The sequence below is a fragment of the Streptomyces roseus genome (assembly GCF_001044425.1).
GTDB classification, from domain to species: Bacteria; Actinomycetota; Actinomycetes; order Streptomycetales; family Streptomycetaceae; genus Streptomyces; species Streptomyces roseus.
Genome location: NZ_LFML01000150.1, coordinates 14,898 through 32,436, shown reverse-complemented (window position 1 = coordinate 32,436; position 17,539 = coordinate 14,898). Strand labels below are relative to the sequence as shown.

At 72.9% G+C, this 17,539-nt stretch carries 15 protein-coding genes; 12 read left to right on the top strand and 3 right to left on the bottom strand.

Annotated features, from left to right (window positions below; genetic code table 11):
- Window positions 1-26 precede the first annotated feature (26 nt).
- Entirely contained in the window at window positions 27-1,637 is a 1,611-nt protein-coding gene (locus ACS04_RS31285; RefSeq protein WP_158977722.1) for a serine/threonine-protein kinase, read from the bottom strand.
- 141 nt (window positions 1,638-1,778) lie between these two features.
- Window positions 1,779-4,349 (bottom strand): galactose oxidase family protein, encoded by a 2,571-nt coding sequence (locus ACS04_RS31280; RefSeq protein WP_245236640.1) that lies wholly within the window; start codon window positions 4,347-4,349, stop codon window positions 1,779-1,781.
- A 204-nt stretch (window positions 4,350-4,553) separates the two neighbouring features.
- Between ACS04_RS31280 and ACS04_RS40200 the strand changes: the two genes are divergently transcribed.
- The 6 genes from ACS04_RS40200 (at window position 4,554) to ACS04_RS31250 (ending at window position 8,230) form a co-directional block, all read left to right on the top strand.
- Window positions 4,554-5,207, top strand: coding sequence for a hypothetical protein (locus ACS04_RS40200; protein ID WP_158977719.1), 654 nt, complete (start codon window positions 4,554-4,556; stop codon window positions 5,205-5,207).
- A gap of 85 nt (window positions 5,208-5,292) precedes the next feature.
- The gene (locus tag ACS04_RS31270; protein ID WP_048480213.1) at window positions 5,293-6,138 is read left to right on the top strand and encodes a hypothetical protein; all 846 of its coding nucleotides are present in this window, start codon (window positions 5,293-5,295) and stop codon (window positions 6,136-6,138) included.
- Entirely contained in the window at window positions 6,135-6,818 is a 684-nt protein-coding gene (locus ACS04_RS31265; RefSeq protein ID WP_053081058.1) for a class F sortase, read from the top strand. The genes ACS04_RS31270 and ACS04_RS31265 overlap by 4 nt, the downstream gene beginning before the upstream one ends.
- A gap of 62 nt (window positions 6,819-6,880) precedes the next feature.
- Window positions 6,881-7,408, top strand: coding sequence for a pyridoxamine 5'-phosphate oxidase family protein (locus ACS04_RS31260; protein WP_048480212.1), 528 nt, complete (start codon window positions 6,881-6,883; stop codon window positions 7,406-7,408).
- Between the two features lie 70 nt (window positions 7,409-7,478).
- A complete protein-coding gene (locus ACS04_RS31255; RefSeq protein WP_048480211.1) occupies window positions 7,479-7,820 on the top strand; it encodes a hypothetical protein in 342 nt (113 codons plus the stop codon).
- A gap of 23 nt (window positions 7,821-7,843) precedes the next feature.
- On the top strand, window positions 7,844-8,230 hold the full coding sequence (locus tag ACS04_RS31250; protein ID WP_158977715.1) for a hypothetical protein: 387 nt from the start codon (window positions 7,844-7,846) through the stop codon (window positions 8,228-8,230).
- Between the two features lie 70 nt (window positions 8,231-8,300).
- Here the strand turns inward: ACS04_RS31250 and ACS04_RS31245 are convergent, their stop codons facing one another.
- A complete protein-coding gene (locus ACS04_RS31245; protein ID WP_048480210.1) occupies window positions 8,301-8,726 on the bottom strand; it encodes a VOC family protein in 426 nt (141 codons plus the stop codon).
- A gap of 106 nt (window positions 8,727-8,832) precedes the next feature.
- Here ACS04_RS31245 and ACS04_RS31240 point away from each other — a divergent pair, with 106 nt between their 5' ends.
- From ACS04_RS31240 to ACS04_RS31215, 6 genes are all read left to right on the top strand, one after another.
- A complete protein-coding gene (locus ACS04_RS31240; protein WP_245236639.1) occupies window positions 8,833-9,627 on the top strand; it encodes a hypothetical protein in 795 nt (264 codons plus the stop codon).
- 152 nt (window positions 9,628-9,779) lie between these two features.
- Window positions 9,780-10,370 (top strand): RNA 2',3'-cyclic phosphodiesterase, encoded by a 591-nt coding sequence (gene thpR / locus ACS04_RS31235; protein WP_245236638.1) that lies wholly within the window; start codon window positions 9,780-9,782, stop codon window positions 10,368-10,370.
- A gap of 264 nt (window positions 10,371-10,634) precedes the next feature.
- Window positions 10,635-11,039, top strand: a complete 405-nt coding sequence (locus ACS04_RS31230; RefSeq protein ID WP_048480268.1) for a C40 family peptidase — start codon at window positions 10,635-10,637, stop codon at window positions 11,037-11,039.
- A gap of 129 nt (window positions 11,040-11,168) precedes the next feature.
- Window positions 11,169-11,930: a GNAT family N-acetyltransferase gene (locus ACS04_RS31225; protein ID WP_048480207.1), complete on the top strand. Its 762-nt coding sequence runs from the start codon at window positions 11,169-11,171 to the stop codon at window positions 11,928-11,930.
- Between the two features lie 244 nt (window positions 11,931-12,174).
- Window positions 12,175-16,083 (top strand): Pls/PosA family non-ribosomal peptide synthetase, encoded by a 3,909-nt coding sequence (locus ACS04_RS31220; RefSeq protein WP_048480206.1) that lies wholly within the window; start codon window positions 12,175-12,177, stop codon window positions 16,081-16,083.
- A gap of 36 nt (window positions 16,084-16,119) precedes the next feature.
- Window positions 16,120-17,529, top strand: a complete 1,410-nt coding sequence (locus ACS04_RS31215) for a M1 family metallopeptidase (RefSeq protein WP_048480205.1) — start codon at window positions 16,120-16,122, stop codon at window positions 17,527-17,529.
- Window positions 17,530-17,539 lie beyond the last annotated feature (10 nt).

Genomic DNA, 17,539 nt, shown 5'->3' with positions numbered 1-17,539 from the left:
CCGCTGTGGCCGGCGACCGACCGGCTTCAGCGGCCACGGGTCAGCGCCGCGGGGGCTCCTGCCGACTGGGCGCCTTCGGATTCGAGCCTGAGGCGGTCCGCGGACTCCATCGTCAGCACGTAGAGGTTGCCCTGAGGGCAGTCGAACGAGGCCGCGCGGTCGGTCGGATGGCTGGTCACCGCCGCGAAGACCGCCGTGCTCCCCTTGATCTGCTGGAGTTTGAGCGCCTCGGTGCAGCCCAGGTCCCGCCCTGAGGAAGCCTCCTTGACGTTGCTGACCTGCTTGCCCACGATCTCGCCCGGGGCCCCGGCGTTCAGCGTGACCGTGACGGAGAAATCGCCGGTCCGCGCCCGCGTGATCCCGTCCGCGTCCGGCGTCCCGGGCCCCACGCCGGACCACGTGCCGGCCCACGTCTGCGGCAGGGAGCCGGCGGCGGACACCGGGGAGGACGACGGGGAGGACGACGGCGGCGGGGCGGCGGCGGATCCGCGGTCGTCATCACCCTTCGACAACACGATCGCGAGCGTGACGGCGCTCGCGAGAACGGCGATACCCGCGGCCGCGCCGATCACCGGCCGCCGCCGGAAGCCGCGCCCGTTCCTCGCCGCGTTCCCCGCCCCGGGCCTGGTCCCGACCCCCGGCCCGCCCGCCGGGGATGCCGGAGCGTACGCGGGCGGCGGCGGGGAGACCGGCGCGGTGCCCGTCCCCGCGGGCGCGCCGGCCGGCGGCTGTGACCCGGTCAGGAGCGCCCGGAGCTCGGCCTGCCGGCGGCCGGCCTCGGCGACCAGGGCCGGCGGAGCCGCCGCGCTCCAGTCCCCCTCCCGCGCCGCGCCGAGGCGCGCCCGTACCTCCTCGGCCGTCGGCCGCCGGGCCGGATCCTTGGCCAGGCATTCCCGTACCAGTGCCAGGAACGGCTCCGGCACCCCGTCCAGTACGGGCTCGTCGTGCACGATCCGGTACAGCAGGGCCGGCAGCGAGAGCTCCTCGCCGCCCGTCAGGAAGGGGCCGCGGCCGGTCGCGGCGTACACGAGGACGGCGGCCAGTGCGAACACGTCGGCCGGGGCCTCCGCCACGGCGCCGACCGCCTGCTCCGGCGCGAGGAACCCCGGCGTGCCGAGGACGGCGCCCGTCTGCGTGTGGCGGGGGTCGCGGACGGCACGGGCGATGCCGAAGTCGATGAGGAAGGGCCGCTCGGGGCCGAGCAGCACGTTCGCCGGCTTGATGTCGCGGTGTACGACTCCCACCGCCCGTACGGCGACGAGCGCGGCCGAGAGTTCCCGGGCCAGGCACGACAGGGCCGGTTCCGGCAGCGGCCCGTACTGCCGCACCCAGTCGCCGAGCGAGGGTGCGGCGACGTACTCCGTCGCCAGCCACTGCGGGAGCACCCCCGGCGCGCTGAAGTCCACGACCGAGACCGTCCACGGGCTGCGCACGCGGTCGTTGGTGCGTATCTCGCGGGCGAACCGGTCGGCGAAGTCCGGCTCCAGGCTCAGCTCGCGGTGCACCGTCTTGAGGGCCAGCGGCCGGCCGGAAGGGGTCCGGGCCAGGAACACCTCGCCCATTCCGCCCTCGCCGAGCCGCGCCAGCAGTCGGTAGCCGCCGATCTCCGGCAGGTCGCCGGGCCGCAAAGACTCCACTGAACTCCCCCGTCCCCCAGGACCCCTGCACGGCCCGCGGCGAACGGACCGTCCGGTGGATCAACTTAGCGGACGGGCAAGCCCGGCAGCGGTGTCCGGTCGCCCCGGCGGCCGCTGGGACGACCGGACACCGCGCGGGATTCAGGAGACGGTGATGAACTTCGCGATGCTCGGAACGCCCTGGGCGTCGAGGGCGAAGAGCATGTAGCTCCCCGGCAGGACCACGCCGGTGTCCGCCGGTACGGACACCGTGTACGCGCCGCCCCCCGTGGCCGTGGAGGCCAGCGGGACCCGCCGCTGGTCGTTGTCGGTGGAGTGGGTGGCGGCCGCGGCCCGCATCAGGACGAACGAGGCCACCGGGGCCTGGGTGGTCACCGTGAGCGAGGCGCCCGGGGCCGCCTTGGCGGGTACGCCCCCGGTGATGGCGGGACGCGGCTTCGGCGATCCGTCGGCGTTCAGCAGGTAGGGCGGGGTGAAGACGGCCCCGTCGGCGTGGTTGGTGGCGCAGTCACCGCACAGGCCCCCGCCGCCGGAGAAGATCCGGCCGTCCGGCAGCAGGTTGGCCACGCTGTGGTAGTTGCGCGGTATGGCCATGGTGGCGAGCGGGCTGAAGGTGCCGGTCGACGGGTCCCACAGCTCGGGGGCCAGCACGGAGGTGGCGTCGCTGAAGGGCACGGGGTAGGCCTGTCCGCCGAAGACGGCCACCTTGCCGTCGGGGAGGACGACGCTGTTGCTGAAGGCGCGGGCGTGCTCCATGTCCCCGGTGCGGTCCGCCCGTACCGGCCGGCCCGCGCCCGGGACGGTCACGGTGTAGGCGCGCCGGGTGGCCGGGGTCTTCTCGTAGGCGGGCGAGCCGCCCAGGGTGAGCAGTTTGCCGATGTCGTAGGCGACGGCGTTGCCGGTCATGGCGTCCTGGCTGTCGGCGCGGGTTCCGGCGGGGGTGATGCCGCCCCGGCCGCTGGTGGAGATCCAGTTCATCTGTTTGCTCGGACCCAGCTGGAGTACGTTGCCACCCGAAGTGGCGTACAGCCACATGTGGTTGTCGGCCCGGTAGGGTCCGGCCGGGTCCGCGGTCAGCGCGGGGGCGGCCGGGACCCCGGGGAGCGTGCGCCAGGTGCGGGTGTCCGGCGACCAGGCCTCGCCGGCCTTGTCGGTGTCGGCGGCCCCGCTCCAGGATCCGCCGAGGACGAAGGCCTCGCCGGTGGAGAGCAGGGTCATCGCCTGGTAGCCGCGGGCGGTGTTCATGCCGGTGGTGGCGGACCATCGGTCGGCGGCCGGGTCGTAGATGCTCGCCTTCTCGGCGTTGCTCCCGCCGGTGACGAGCACGCGGCCGTCGGCCAGCATGGCGATGCCGGGGCAGAACATGTCGTGGCCGGTGTTGTCGATGCGCCGTTGGGTGACCTTGCCGGTCTTCAGGTCGAGGATCGCGGTCTGGGTGTAGCCGTTGCTGCCGCCGAAGCGGTCGACGGCGTACGCGGACCAGGCGAGCAGCTTGTCGCCGGGCAGGGCGGCGGTGGCGACGGGTACCAGGGGGAAGCCGGTGATCCGGTCCCAGGAGCCGTGGACGGCCGGGCTGGCGGGTCCGCTCAGGCGTATCTCGCCGGCGGAGGTCCAGGGCCCGCGGCCCCCGGCCTCGCTGGTCACGGTCAGCCGTACGTAGCGCGCGGTCTCGGTGCGCAGGAAGGTGGCGGTCTTCACGGTGTCGTCGTCGCGCCAGGTGCCCGCGGCGACGGGGGCCGCGAAGGCCGTGCCGTCGGTGCTGGTGGCGATCGTGTACGCCCCGGCCCGGCCGTTGCCCCCGCCCAGGCGGGGGTGGTAGACGAGGGCGGAGACGGCCGTGGTGCGATGCATGTCGATGGTGATGCTGTGCGGCAGCGGGGCGGGAGTCCCCGACCACCTGCTGTGCCAGAGGGTGTTGGCGTCGCCGTCGAGCACGTTGGCCGCGCGGCCGTTCTCGCCGGCCGTCTCCTCGTCGCTCGCCGTGGCCGTCCAGCCCGTCCGGGGCAGGTCGACGGTGGCGGCGGGGGTGCCGGGGTCGCCGAGCAGGTTGATCTCGGCGGCGGAGGTCCAGGGCCCGCGCCCGCCGGCCTCGGTGAGCGCGGTCAGCCGTACGAAGCGGGCGCCCTGCGGGGCGAAGCCGAGCGTCTTGGCGCTGCCGTCGTCCGCGAGCGTGCCGGTGGCGACGGGGTTCGCCGCTGCCCAGTCCTGTCCGTCCGTACTGACGCTGATGGCGTACTCGCCGATGCGGCCGTTGGGTCCGTCGGCGCGGGGGAGGTAGACGAGCGCGGAGACGACGGCGGTGCGGTGCATGTCGATGGTGAGGGTGTGGGGCGGCGGGATGGGCGTGCCGGTCCACTTGCTGTGCCAGATGGTGGCGGTGTTGCCGTCGAGCACGTTGGCGGCGCGGCCGTTCTCGCCGGCGGTCTCCTCGTCACCGGCCGCCGCCGTCCAGCCGGTCCGGTCGAGGACGGGAGCCGTCGGCTCCATGGCGTTGGCGGGCGCGATGCCGTGGTGGGGTGACTGGCGCGCGGTCTGCTGGTCGAACGGAACGGGTGCGGGCCGCGGCGAGGGCGCACGGCCGGCCGCGGCGGGTCCGGTGACGGCGATCCAGGGCGCCAGCCCGATCAGCAGCGATCCGAGCCCGAGGGCGATGAGCAGGTGGGAGCGGCGTAAGGCGCGGGGAAAGGCGAGGAAGCGTCGCCTGTGCTGCAATCTGACCTCCCGGGGTGAACTGGTGCATACCCCGCAGAACATAGATCAGCGCGCCCACAACTCCGGTGTAGTTAAAGGGGGTTGGCGCAAAACTACGCCCCCGGTGACAAGTACCGCGCGTTTCGCTGACATTCATCACTTTCATCGGTGTCTGCCCGGCTCGACGCTGGGCCGGGAGGGAATTGGAACGAGGGTGAGGGGGACGTGCTCGTGACGGCGGTGGAGGGGGTGCGAGGGGTCGTGACGGCCCGGCCCACGAGAGTGGGGATCGCGCGGGTGTGGGCCGGGTCGCTGGCGGCGGTACTGGTACGGCGGCGGGCCGAGCCGGGGCTGCGGCACTCGGCCGAGACGCGGCAGTTGGTGCTCGCCCTCGCGGCGACCGAGGTCATCACGGCCGTCCTGTTCTCCACCATGCTGCCGCCCGGCGTGCGTGCGGTGCACGCGGTGCTGGAACTGCTCCTGGTGCTGGCCGGGTTGGGGCTGGTGGCGGCGGTGGTCCGGCATCCGCACACCGTGGACGCGCGGCGGGTCGTCCTGCGGACCGGGTTCCTGGGGGACGTCACGCTGCCGCGCGCTTCGGTGCGTTGCGTGGCGCCGGCCGTCCGGACCGTCCCCGGTCGTGGTCCGCGGCCCGTGCCGGGTGAGGCGGGTGCGGTGGCCTGTTCGGTGGCCGGCTCACTGGACATCGCCCTGCACTTGGACCCGCCGGTCCGCCTCGACCTGGGGCCGGCCGGGGTGGTGGACGCGGTGACGGTGTACGCCTCGGCCGACTCCCGGCCCGCCTTCGCGGCGGCCCTCGCACTTGCGCGAAATTCTTCGAAGAGGCACCCATCCGGCGGCGCCGACGCTCCGAAGTAGCGGCGTGACCCCCTCCGGGAGGCTCACTTCACCCCCGTACGATCTGCCGGCCCCCTCCGGGAGGGGCCGCGGAACAGGAGCGAATGTGATAGCCAAGCGCACTGGTCGTCTCGTGGTACTCACCGCCGGGCCCGCCGCCGTCTGTCTCGCCCTCGGGCTGTCCTGCCCGGCCCTCGCCGCCGAGGGCGGGAAGGCGTACCAGATCGACCTCACGCAGCTCAACGACTCCGGTTCCCGGGGCACGGCCATGCTGAGCATCAAGGGCAACCAGCTGACCGTGCAGATCGAGTCGGAGGGCATGGTGCCCGGGCAGCCCTCCGCACAGCACCTGCACGGCTCGACCAAGGGGCACGACTTCAAGTGCCCGGACGCCACTGACGACACCAACCGCGACGGGGTCCTCAGCAACACCGAAGCCACCGTCGACTACGGCGACATCAACATCTCGCTCACCACCTCCGGGGACACCAAGGCGGCCAGCGGGCTCGCGGTGGACCGGATGCCCGTCGCCGACAAGCAGGGCAAGCTCTCCTACAAGCGGACGATCACGGTCGCGCAGGACGTGGTCGACCACATCAAGGACCTGCACATCGTGCAGCACGGCATCGACCGCAACGGCAACGGCATGTACGACGTCCAGGGGGCCGGCAAGAGCGAGCTCGACCCGAAGCTGCCCCAGGAGGCGACCGCTCCGACCAACTGCGGCATGGTGATGGGCGCGTCGGTGGGCTCGATCCCGGTCGGCGGCATCGAGACGGGCGGAGGCGTCGAGGCAGGCGACACAACCGCGCAGAGCGCGCCGCAGGGCGCGGCGGTGCCGGCCGGCGTGGCACTCGCCCTCTCCGCGGCGGCGGCCGGGGCGGTGTTCCTCGTACGGCGGCGGAGTTCGCCGGCCCCGGAGCGTACGGAAGCCAAGGGCGCCGCCGCGTGAAGGGCGGCCGCACCTCCCCCCGTACCGTGCGCCGCGCACTCGGCGCGGCCGCCCTGGCCACGCTGCTGCTGACCGCGTGCGGGGGCAAGGGCCCCGGGGCGTACTCCGCGGCGGGGTCCCCCGCCCCGGCGGGCGGCGCCACCGGATCCGCTCCCGGCGCGGGGGCCTCCGCGGGCGGACACCCCACGCCGCCGCCGAAGGCCGCGGCGCAGGCAGCGCCTGCCCTGGCCCGGTCTGAACCGCAGAAGATCGCCATCCCGTCCCTGGGCCTCTCCAGCACCCTGGAGACGCTGCGCCAGAACACGGACGGCAGCATGGAGACGCCGAAGAACCCCGCCCTCGCCGGCTGGTACGAGCCGGGCCCGACCCCCGGCTCCCAGGGGCCGGCCGTCATCGCCGGCCATGTCACCTGGAACGGCGCGGCGGCCGTGTTCGAGAAGCTGAAGACGATGAAGGCCGGTGACACCATCGACGTCACCCGGCGGGACGCCAAGACGGCCACGTTCACGGTGGAGCGGGTGGCCGAGTACCCGAAGGCCGATTTCCCCACCCTCGACGTCTACAAGAACCTCGACTACGCGGGCCTGCGCCTGGTCACCTGCGGCGGCGACTTCGACCCGAAGAAGCACTACTACGACAGCAACGTGGTCGTCTTCGCCCGCATGACGAGCACCGCGTGACGTCCCGGTCTCTCCTAAGCTGAGGTGGTACCGGCGATCAGACGTGGAAGGCGGGTGCGGCCGTGCGGCCGAGCGAGATCACCGAGGTCCTGAACCATCCCGTCAGTCAGGAGCTGCTGGCCCGCGACCTGACCCGCCTCGCCTACACCGCGAAGGACGGCACGCCCCGTGTCGTCCCGATCGGCTTCTTCTGGAACGGCTCCGAGGTCGTGATGTGCACGGCGAAGAACGCGCCGAAGGTCGCGGCCCTGCGCGACGCCCCGGCGGTCGCCCTGACGATCGACACCGAGGTGCACCCGCCGAAGATCCTGCTCGTCCGCGGGCGGGCCGAACTCGACGTCGTGGAGGGCATCCCGGAAGAGTTCCTGCAGTCGAACGGGGCGTACACGATGACGCCCGAGCAGCGCCTCAAGTGGGAGGCGGAGGTCCGGTCCCTCTACGACGGCATGGTCCGGATCGTCGTCGCCCCGACCTGGGCGAAGATGATCGACTTCGAGACGACCCTGCCGAGCGCCGTCGAGGAACTGGTGCGTGAGCGGGGCGAACGCCAGGGCGGCCCGCCGGCCCGGCGTTCGCAGGCCGGGGACTGAGTACGTCGCACACCGTGAGGTGAGTACCGGGACGGCTGTGCCGTGCCCGCCGAACGTGTGGGATCGAGGCATGAACGCAACCGCTCGCCCTGCGACGCCCCTGGTGCAGACCGTACGGAAGGACCGCACCCGGTTCTGGTCGGGCCTGTCCGCCGCCCTGTTCGTCCCGGCAGTCCTGGCCGCCGTCATACTGCTCCTGTCCTCCGTACGGGTGTCGGGCTGTGTGACCTACGGGGTGGAGTGCGCGCGGGGGCTGCCCGGGTGGCTGTTCGTCTGGGGTGCCGGCGTCGCCGTCGTGGCGTTGGTGGTCGCCCTGGCCGCGCCCGCACTGCGGGTGCGGCAGGCGGCGCTGGCCGCCCAGCTCCTCGCGGAGTGCACGGCGCTGCTGGTGATCCTCAGCCACTACGCATGACCCTCGTCGGATCGGAGGATCCCATGGCCGTTCCACGGCGCTGGAGCCTGCGGGGCTCCGCCCCCGACGGCGGCTACTGCGGCCAGGAGGCCCGCGAGCTGCTGGTGCGCAGGCTGGACTGGGCGAGCAACGAGACCTGGTTCGAGGACGGCCGGGGCCGGTCGCTGTCCGTGGTCACGAACGGCGATCGCGCGGCAGTTTCCCTCCGGGACGACGCGGGTGGTCCCGTCGAGCGCCTCGTCGATCCGAACGGCACGGGCGACTCCGGCGGCTACGCGATGCGCGACGGGCAGACCGACAGGCGCCGCGACAGGGACACCGTGCCCTTCACGCTCGCGTGCCGGGCGGTGGCGTACTTCGTGGACCACGGCGTCTGGCCCCACGAGGTGACGGTGGAGAGCGACCGCTGACCCCCGTGCGCCCCGCCACCGCCGTCTCGGCCGGCGACGGCACCGGCCCGCGACCCGCGCCCGCGGCTTGTCAGCGGACCGGTTCGCCGATGCCCAGCAGGTTGCCCTCGCTGTCCCGGAACCAGGCGGCGCGCTCTCCCCGCGCTCCCTTGCTCGGATAGTTCCCCTCGATCTCGGCGATCCCGTCCTGCGTCCGGAACCCGGGCGCGTCCACCTCCTCGAAGCTCACTCCGCGCCTCCTCAGTTCCGCCACGACCGCCTCGATGTCGTCGACCGTCAACGCCATCTGGGTGAAGGTGCCGGATGCGGCCCCCGTCGACTTGAACAGCACGAACTCCGTCGTCCCGCACCGGTACAGCAGCCCGCCGGGCCGCTCGTCGGCGGGCTCCATGCCGAGCTTCTCGGCGTAGAAGCGCCGCGCCCGGTCCAGGTCCTGAGCCGGAAGACGGGTCGCGACGTGCGCACGGGCCAGGGGGCTGCTGTCGTCGGCATGCATGCCCCCACTCTGCCCACCGCGCTCCGAACCGCGGGCAGACACTCGCCTCCCCCGCGCCTCCACCCACCGAATGGCCCCCTGGGACACACCGGCGCACTCTGGAAGGGTGAAGCGCGATGGGTCCCCCGCGTCCCGCGGTGCGATCGCGGGATTCCTGGAGAATCCCGTCATCGGCATGGCGCCGTGGATCATCTTTTCGCTCCTGGTCGGGCCGGGCCGGTTCGAGATCTCGGTTGCCTTGGCTCTCGCGACGACGATCGTGCTGGTCACGGCGGGTCGGATGATCAACAAGGGCAGCTCGTGGAAGCTGCTGGAAATCGCCGACCTGGTCTTCTTCGCGATCCTCGCCGTCATCGGCCTCCTCGCGAGCGCGGGCACGCGCACATGGCTGGAGACGTACGCGGGCGAGGTCTCCAACATCGCCCTCGTCCTGATCGCCTTCGGGTCCATGGCGATCCGGATGCCGTTCACCCTCCAGTACGCGCGGGAGCGGGTCGATCCCGAGTACTGGAACAAACCCACGTTCCTGAGGACGAACTACCTCATCACCGGCGCGTGGGGGCTGGCGTTCCTGGTGGCCGCGGCGGCGGGCGCGTACGGCGACCTGGTGCTGCACAATCCGAACAACATCTGGACCGGATGGATCATCCAGATCCTGGCCATCGTCGGGGCCGTGCGCTTCACCGAGTGGTACCCCGACGTCGCTCGCGCCCGGGCCCTGCGGGAGGCGGGTCAGCCCGGCCCCGAGCCGCCGCACCTCGCCGGGATGTTGGCACCCCTGGCCGGGCTGCTGGTGCCGGCCGGCATCGCCGTCCTGATCTTCGACAACATGTGGTGGCTGGGCGCGGCGCTGATCGTGGTGGGCACCCTGCTCACGAAGCGCCTGACCGCACGCGCCTGAGCCCCGGCCGCCACCACGGGATCAAATCTCCGACCCGCACACATAACTGACGGCCCGTCAGCGCACGTCCCCGGTCACCGAAAGGCCCGCCCCACCGGCGCGGCGCGGGGCGGAAGATGACGGGAGCGCCGGGGTGCGGTACGAAGTCCCCCGTGAACGATCAGAGCCGGTCCCCCTCCGCCGCCGCGACCACCCGCGTGTTCATCGCCCTCGCCCCGCCCGACGACGCCAAGGAGGAACTGGCCCGGGAGCTGCGGCCCTCGTACCGCACCCATCCGGACCTGCGGTGGAACCGCATCGAGGACTGGCACATCACTTTGGCCTTCCTCGGTGAACTCCCGGTCTCCGCCGTACCGCTCCTGCGGCCCCCGCTCGCCGCCCTCGCGGCGGCACACCGGCCCCTGGAGCTTGCGCTGCGCGGCAGCGGGCACTTCGACCGGCGGGTCCTGTGGAGCGGGATCGAAGGGGAGATCGACGGGCTGCACCAGCTGACTTCGCAGGTCCGTACCGTCATCAGGGAATGCGGGATCCCCTTCATGGACCGGCCGCTGCGCCCCCACCTCACGCTGGCCCGCTCCCGCCGCAGCGACCAGTCCAGCACCCTGGAAGTCGCTGCCACACTCACGGAGTTCGCCGGCCGCGCATGGCGGGCCGAACGCCTCCACCTGGTCGGCAGCAACATAGGCCGAGGCCCCGGCCCGATCCACTACCGCGACATCGCATCCTGGGCATTCGAAAAGTAATCCATACGCACAAGCCCGGACGATTTTACTGAACCGAGATATTTGAAGCCGTGTCCGATGGCCGGAACTTCGCGCCGATCGGACAAAACTGGTCCGCCATCGAGAGCCAGTACGCAATGTCACCGACGCAGAACCTCACCGGGACTGTTTCAGCAACACAATGCGGAGGTATCACGATTGAGTTGCACCAGTACGGACAAACGAAAACCTCGCCCCGACCACCGCACGACCCGCCGTGTCACCACCGTCCTCACGTTCTGCGTCATAATCTCCCTCGCCAGCTTCACCGGCCCCGCAGCCGAGGCCGAGGCGGCCTCCCCGTACGGCGCCAAGGCCGTCGAAATCGCCGCATCCAAGCGGGGCGCGCCCTACGTCTACGGCGCGACGGGGCCGCGGGAATTCGACTGTTCGGGCCTCACGCTCTACGCCTTCCGGCAGGCCGGCCGGGTACTCCCCCGCACGGCCGACCAACAGTACGAACACACACGCCACATCGGCCGTGTTGAGCGCATACCGGGCGATCTGGTCTTCTTTCCCGCGGGCTCGGCCATAGGACATGTGGGAATCTACGCCGGTCATGACAAGATCTGGCACGCCCCGCGGCCGGGCACCCGAGTACGACTCGAACGCATCTGGAGCGGAAACGTCCGCTATACCCGTGCCACCTGAGCCGCCTGAACCGCCTGAACCGCCCGTCTTGAGGGCCCGAAGGGCGTGGTCACCCGCCCGGGCAGGGTCGGGCGGTACCTCCACACAATGCGATGGCGGCCATCATCCACGCCTGTCTAAGCTCCCCCCATGCCCCATTCGGCCCTACCCCGAATCACCTCCTTCCTGTCGGCCTTCGCCCGCCGCCAGGCCGCGCGCGTCGTCGACCTCCCCGGCGGGTTCGCCGTATATGACGACGCCTTCGTCCATTCCCACGCGAACAACCAACTCATCGTCGACGGGGCCGCCGCCCCCGAGGCGCTGCCCGCCGTCGCGGAGGAGGCGCTGGGACATCTTCCCTACCGGCTGATCTCCGTCCTCGACGACGAAGTCGGCGCGGCGTGCGCAGAGCCGCTGGTCAGGGCCGGATACACGCACTCCACCTATCTGGTCATGCTGCACGAAGGCCCGGTCCCGGCCGGCGGGTCGGCTGAGGTGGTGGACCTCGACGCCCTGCGCATCCCCCTCACCCGGCGATGGCGGGACCTGCTTCCGGACGCCGGCGACGCGGTGGTGCGCCACCTCGTCGACCGGCGCGAGGCCCGCCGCAGCGCGGCCGACGTCGTCCACTTCGTCGGCGCCCGTACGGCGGAGGGAGAGGTCGCCTCCTGGGCCGACCTCTATCTGGACCGGGCGGCCGGCCTGGCCCAGATAGAGGACCTGATCACCTCCGAGGCCCACCTCGGGCGGGGTCACGCCGACGCCGTCCTGTCCACCGCCCTGCGCCTGGCCGCCGGCCAGGACTGCGGCACCCGGTTCCTGACCGCCGACGCGGCGGACTGGCCACGCCACTGGTACGAGCGCCGCGGCTTCTCCGTCATCGGCCGCACCCACGGCTTCGAACGCGGCTGACCCCGAGGCGGCGGGCGGGCCGCGCCACCTGCGCCGCACCGTCACCACGACCACCCGTCCGGCGTCCTGCCGATGGTCCCGGCCGGACCGGCTCTTCTGCGCCACGGGCCGAGCCTTCAGCGAGAAAACTCTTGATGCCGCAGTAGAATGGCCGGTTGTTCGACGCCGGACCGGAACAACCCGGGCAGACCTGGGCTCCGCCGGCGACCCGGATGTTCCCCCGGGGAGCGAGACGCGAGGGCCGATGGCAGCCACATCTGAGCACGGTGATCCGACCCTGCTCGACGACAACGACGCGCGCGAGGAGTCCGGCAAGTTCGCCCGGTTCTCCGCCGGGCCCGCCGCCTCCGCGCGCACCCTCGTCGACCTCTTCGAGACGACCGTACGGGCCTACCCCGACGAGCTCGCCCTCGACGACGGCACCGCCCAGCTGACCTACCGGGCACTGGCCGTCGAGGTGGAACGCCGCCGGCGCGCGCTCGCGGCCGCCGGCGTGGGCCTCGGAGACCGGGTCGGCGTCCGCGTGCCCTCCGGCACCAACGAACTGTATGTGGCCATTCTCGCCGTACTCGCCGCAGGCGCCGCCTATGTCCCGGTCGACGCCGAGGACCCCGAGGAGCGTGCCGAGCTGGTCTTCGGCGAGGCCGGCGTACGGGCCGTGCTGGGCGGCGGACAGCGCATCGACGTCACCGGCCTGCCCGGCGTCCCCGGCTCCGCCGCGCGCCCCGGCCCCGAGCACGACGCGTGGATCATCTTCACCTCCGGCTCCACCGGCAAGCCCAAGGGCGTCGCCGTCAGCCACCGCAGCGCCGCCGCGTTCGTGGACGCCGAGGCCGCGCTGTTCCTCACCGAGGAGCCCATCGGCCCCGGCGACCGGGTCATGGCCGGCCTGTCCGTCGCCTTCGACGCCTCCTGCGAGGAGATGTGGCTCGCCTGGCGCTACGGCGCCTGCCTCGTGCCGGTCCCCCGCTCCCAGGTGCGCAGCGGCGCCGACCTCGGCCCCTGGCTCGTGGAGCAGGAGATCAGCGTGGTCTCCACCGTGCCGACCCTGGCCGCGCTGTGGGAGCCCGAAACCCTCGACGAGGTCCGGCTGCTGATCTTCGGCGGCGAGGCCTGCCCGCCCGAGCTGACCCAGCGCCTGGTCACCGAGGGCCGGGAGGTCTGGAACACGTACGGGCCCACCGAGGCCACCGTCGTCGCCTGCGCCGCCCTCCTGACCGGCGAGGAGCCGATCCGGATCGGCCTCCCGCTGAACGGCTGGGAGCTGGCCGTCGTCGACGAGTCCGGCGAGCCGGTGCCGATGGGCGGCAGCGGCCAGCTGGTGATCGGCGGCGTCGGCCTCGCCCGCTACCTCGACCCCGAGAAGGACGCCGAGAAGTACGCCCCGCTGGAGTCCCTCGGCTGGGAGCGCGCCTACCGCAGCGGCGACCTCGTCCGCGCGGAACCGGAGGGGCTGATCTTCCTCGGCCGCGCCGACGAGCAGATCAAGCTGGGCGGCCGCCGGATCGAGCTGGGCGAGGTGGACGCGGCGCTCCAGGCGCTGCCCGGCGTCGCCGGCGCGGCCGCGGCCGTCCGTACGGCCCGCAGCGGCAACCAGCTGCTGGTCGGCTACCTGGTCGCCCAGGAGGGCTGGGACCACGCGGCGGCCGTGGAGCGGCTGCGCGCCGAGCTGCCGGCGGCCCTCGTACCGCTCCTGGCCCGGGTCGACGAGCTGCCGACCCGCACCTCCGGCAAGGTCGACCGGGCCGCCCTGCCCTGGCCGCTGCCCGAGCTGGAGACGACCGGCTCCGCCGAACAGCTGTACGGCACCGAGGCCTGGCTCGCCGAGCAGTGGGCCGAGACCCTCGGCGTGGGCGTCAGCGGCGCCGCCGACGACTTCTTCGCCATAGGCGGCAACAGTCTCGCCGCCGCCCAGCTGACCACCCGACTGCGCACCCGCTACCCGCGCGCGGCCGTCCTCGACATCTACCAGCAGCCCGTACTGCGCAAGCTGGCCCGGCGGCTGGAGAAGTCCGTACAGGACGACGAGGCGTCCCGGATCGTGGTCCCCGTGCCGCTGCGGGCCAAGATCGTGCAGTCGCTCCTGCTGCTCCCGCTGTTCACCTTGGTCGGACTGCGCTGGAGCGTGGCCCTGCTGGCGCTGGGCAACGCACTGCACTGGTTCGGGGCCTACCCGTGGGCGCCGACCGCCTCCTGGTGGGCCGTCGTGCCCGCGGCCGCACTGCTCTTCAGCCCTCCGGGCCGCCTCGCGATCGCGGCCGGCGGCGCGCGCCTGCTGCTGCGCGGGGTGAAGGCGGGACGCCACCCGCGCGGCGGAAGCGTGCACCTGCGGCTGTGGACGGCCGAGAGGCTGGCCGAGTACGTGGGCGCGACCTCGCTCACCGGTTCCTGGCTGGAGCGGTACGCACGGGCCCTCGGCGCGAAGGTCGGCCCCGAGGTGGACCTGCACTCGCTGCCGCCGGTGACGGGCATGCTGAAACTGGGCCGCGGCTGCGCCGTCGAGTCCGAGGTGGACCTCTGCGGGCACTGGCTGGACGGCGACCGCCTGGTCATCGGCCCGGTCAAGGTCGGCGCGGGCGCCGTGGTCGGCACCCGCAGCCTCCTCTTCCCCGGCGCCCGCGTCGGCAAGCGGGCCGAGGTGGCCCCCGGCTCGGCCGTGGCCGGCACGGTTCCCACCGGGCAGCGCTGGGCCGGCGCCCCGGCCGTCAAGCTGGGCAAGGCCAAGCACAACTGGCCCAAGCAGCGTCCGCCGCGCGGGCCCTTCTGGCGGGCCGCCTACGGTGCGGCCGGCGTCGGCCTCACCGCGCTGCCGGTGCTCTCCACCGTGCCGGCCCTGCTCGTGGTGAGCCGGTTCGTCCCCGCAGGCGCCGGTCTGGCCGAAGCCCTGCGCGGGGCCCTGATCGCCGTGGTGCCCGGCGCGCTCGCGTACGGGTTCACGTACGCGGCCCTGCTGCTGGTCTCCGTACGCCTGCTCAGCCTGGGCCTGCGCACCGGAACGCATCCGACGCACAGCCGGGTCGGCTGGCAGGCCTGGACCGTCACCCAGCTGATGGACCTGGCCCGCGATACCCTCTTCCCGCTGTACGCCGGTCTGATCACCCCGGTGTGGCTGCGGTTGCTCGGCATGAAGATCGGCCGGGGCGCGGAGGTCTCCACCGTGCTCGCGCTGCCGAGCCTGACCACCGTCGGCGAGGGCGCGTTCCTGGCCGACGACACGCTGACCGCCCCGTACGAGCTCGGCGGCGGCTGGATGCGCATCGGGCACTCCGAGATCGGCCGCCGGGCGTTCCTCGGCAACTCGGGGATGACCGCTCCCGGCCGCAGCGTGCCGGACGGGGGGCTGGTGGGCGTCCTGTCCGCGACCCCGAAGAAGGCCAAGAAGGGCAGCTCCTACCTGGGCCTGCCGCCGGTGAAGCTGCCCCGCTCCGCCGAGTCCTCCGACCAGAGCCGGACCTACGATCCGCCCGCGCACCTGCTGTGGGCGCGCGGCCTGGTGGAGCTGTGCCGCCTCCTGCCGGTGTTCTGCTCGGCCGCGCTGGCCGTGCTGATGGTGGCGGCGCTGTGCGCCCTGGCCACGGCGGGCGGCGGCCCGGGCGTCTGGGGTACCGCGCTGCTGTCCGGGGTGGTCCTGCTCGCCGCCGGGGTGGCCGCGGGCGCCGTCTCGGTGGTCGCGAAGTGGCTGCTGGTGGGCCGGCACCGGACGGGTGAGCACCCGCTGTGGAGCGGCTTCGTGTGGCGCAACGAGCTGGCCGACACCTTCGTCGAGGTACTGGCGGTGCCGTGGCTGGCCGGTTCGGTGCCCGGTACCCCGCTGCTGAACCTGTGGCTGCGCGGGCTGGGGGCCCGGATCGGCCGGGGCGTGTGGTGCGAGAGCTACTGGCTGCCCGAGTCCGACCTGGTGGAGCTGGGTGACGGGGTCACCGTGAACCGCGGGTGCGTGTTGCAGACTCACCTCTTCCACGACCGGATCTTGAGGACGGATACTGTGGTCCTCCGCGAGGGCGCCACGCTGGGCCCGGGCGGCATCGTCCTGCCCGGAAGTTCGGTCGGGGCCCACAGCACACTGGGTCCCGCCTCTCTCGTGATGGCCGGGGAGTCCGTCCCCGCCGACACCCGTTGGCTGGGCAACCCGATCGAGGCATGGCGGGCCTGACAGGGCCCGGGCACAGCGCAGGGAGCGGAAGCGGCAATGAACGGCCAGAGAACTGCGGCATCGGACCCGTACTTCCCCGACAACGGAGACTCCCGTTACCGCGCGCACCGGTACGAACTCGCTCTGGAGTACCGGCCCGGCCCCAACCGGCTGGCCGGTACCGCCCGGATCAGCGCGATCGCCGGGCGGGCCCCGCTCACCGAGTTCCACCTGAACCTGGCCGAGTTCAAAATAGGCCGGGTCATGGTGAACGGCCGGGCCCCGCACTACACCCACCGGGGCGGCAAGCTCCGGATCCGTCCGGCCAAGCCGCTGCCGGCGGGCGCCGCCTTCACCGTGGAGGTGCACTGGGCGGGCAATCCCAAGCCGGTGCGCAGCCCCTGGGGCGGGCTCGGCTGGGAGGAGCTGACCGACGGGGCGCTGGTGGCCAGCCAGCCGGTCGGCGCGCCGTCCTGGTACCCGTGCAACGACCGGCCCGCCGACAAGGCCTCGTACCAGATCTCGGTCAACACGCCCTCCCCGTACACGGTGGTGGCGGGCGGGCGGCTGCTCACCCGGACGACCAAGGCGTCCACGACGACCTGGGTGTACGAGCAGCCCGCTCCGACGTCCAGCTATCTGGTGGGCCTGTCCATCGGCGTCTACCAGACGGTGCTGCTCGGCGACCCCGGGCTCGGCGGGGTGCCGATGACCGCCCACGTACCGGCGCACCTGCTGCCGCAGTTCTCCCGCGACTTCGCCCGGCAGCCCGCCATGATGCAGCTGTTCGAGGACCTGTTCGGGCCCTATCCCTTCGGGGAGTACACGGTCCTCGTGGCCGACGAGGAACTGGACGTGCCGGTGGAGGCCCAGGGCCTCTCCCTGTTCGGCGCCAACCACGTCGACGGCGCCCGCGGATCGGAGCGGCTCGTCGCCCACGAGCTCGCGCACCAGTGGTTCGGCAACAGCGTGACCATCGCCGACTGGCGGCACATCTGGCTCAACGAGGGATTCGCGAAGTACGCCGAGTGGCTGTGGTCGGAACGCTCCGGCGGCCGCCGCGCGCACGAGCACGCGGCCGCCGCGCACCGGGTGCTGGCCACGCTGCCGCAGGACCTGCGGCTGGTCGACCCGGGCCGCAAGCTGATGTTCGACGACCGCCTGTACCAGCGCGGGGGGCTCGCGGTGCACGCGATCCGCTGCGCGCTGGGCGACGGGGCGTTCTTCCGGATGCTGCGCGACTGGGCCACGGTGCACCGCCACGGGGTGGTGAGCACCGCCGCCTTCACCACGCACGTGGCCCGGTACGCGCACGAGCCGGTCGACGAGGTGTTCTCGGCCTGGCTGTACGAGCCCTCCCTGCCGCCGCTGCCGGTGCCGCCGCCCGTACGGCCCACGGCGTCGACGCCGGCGAAGCCGGGGTACCCGCCCACCAACGGCCGGTCGGCGGGCCGGGCCTCCGCCTGAGGCCGCCCGG